General features: G+C 41.1%; 1 protein-coding gene. It reads left to right on the top strand.

Going from position 1 to position 1733, the window contains the following annotated elements:
- On the top strand, positions 1 to 1733 hold a 1733-nt coding region (locus tag A3738_RS31325; RefSeq protein WP_197473935.1), incomplete at both ends, for a hypothetical protein.

Below are 1733 nucleotides of genomic sequence, written 5' to 3'. Positions count from 1 at the left end.
GGGTTAACATCTTCGAATTTCGATGACCCGATTGACTTGGTTGCTAAACTCACGGGAGAGATTGATTTTCAAGTCGTCCTTGAAGTTACCCAAGGACAATGTTCAGCCAACAATTGCCTAGGAATAGGTGACGCGGCAACTGAAATAATTGACAGTTGGTTAGTCATTGATAAACCGCTTGGGGCAGAAGTAGTTTTAGCTGAGCGAAATGACAGTACACAAACTGGGGTTCAATTTTCAGGGTCGATTCCAGGAACTTATAAGTTACTTGGCTTGTTCACTACAAATGAATCGCCTACTCGCTCATATGAAGCGCAATTGAACATTGTTGTTCCTGATTTTTCACAATATACATATCGGGTGACGCCCAATCCTCCTGATTTAGGTCAACGGCTCAATGTAGAAATTGAAGCGGATGCGTTGTTGTGTGAAGCATACTCAGTTTGCTCAAATCCAAATGGTGGCGAGTATATTAGTATCGGTAGCTTAGATGGTGATATTTATGCTTCTTGGAATGATGCTGATGGTCAAGGGCTTGAAGATATTGATATTAACAATAATGAGTTTTCAGCCGTTGATTACGGTTCAAATTATTCATTATTTATATACTTGAGTGGCTCAAGTGTTAATGTAAAAGTCGCAGATTACGATGCGGGGCTTGATCTTGATGATGATGGAGACGGTGTTCTTAATCGATTTGATGCGGTACCAGGCGATGCAGCATGTAGTTCGCTCGATGATAGTTTTAACCTTTCAGATCTGATTCAGCCAAACTCTTTAGATTTTCAGTCGGCAAATACGTTACCTACTGGAGAATTACGTTATTGCCGTAGTACTTACTTAGCGGCGAAAGGCGTTACAACTCCTACTTTTACGTTTCCTGATAGTGGAATCAATATTTATTTCGACGACTCTCTCGATCTATTGTTTTTCGAAGGAAATAAGAACGAAACATTAGTACTTCCCTCAAACAAGAACAGTATTGATAAAGCTACGGACTATACTCCTGTCTCAGTAATTGAGGACTCGGCTAATCAAGTTGCTTATATTGTTTACAAAACGGGACAAATTGACCGGTTTAGCTATAGAGACGGCTCGTTTACGCTTTTTTCAAATGCTCGATTTGGTTATTCAGCGTTTAATGATCCAAATGTCTCAAGAGTTGTTGATGGGTATGTATTTGTAGCCCTAGAAGCCCAGGTTAGTGGGTTTGATGATTTCGTTCTAATCCTTGATGAGGATGGACAGGACGCGCCTATTAATTTTGGTAGGAAATATTTGAGTGCCGGTCAACAAGTTTCTTTGCATTTCGGGAATGAGGACGTTGCAGCTTTTCCTAGTTTGAGAGCTGAATGGCTTGTAAATCGACGAGAGAAGGTCGTGGGTACATCTGACTATCACGTATCTACTTTGGGTTCTTTGCGAGTATCTAATCAGACTAGAGTATTGAGCGAAGGGCAGCTTCAGCTCAAAGACATTCTTAGTGTCTCGATTGTTGATGTAGCGGGTAATGACTTTGTAACGATACCAATTACTTTAAGCGTGCCTGTGCTAAACATTCCAAATCTTGTATTGCTAGACAGATTCCCGAGTGGCGGGGATGCAATCATACTAGATTATGAAGAGGAACTTGATCTTCTTTCTGATGGCTTGCAAGTGTCTTGGTCGATTAATGATGCTTCGGTAGATTATCTCAAGCCTTACTCTAGCTCACTGGCCGCGCCATATATGCT

Source organism: Oleiphilus sp. HI0066, from assembly GCF_001635725.1.
The sequence above is the reverse complement of the archived record's forward strand: the minus strand, read 5'-3'. Positions and strand labels throughout refer to the sequence as shown.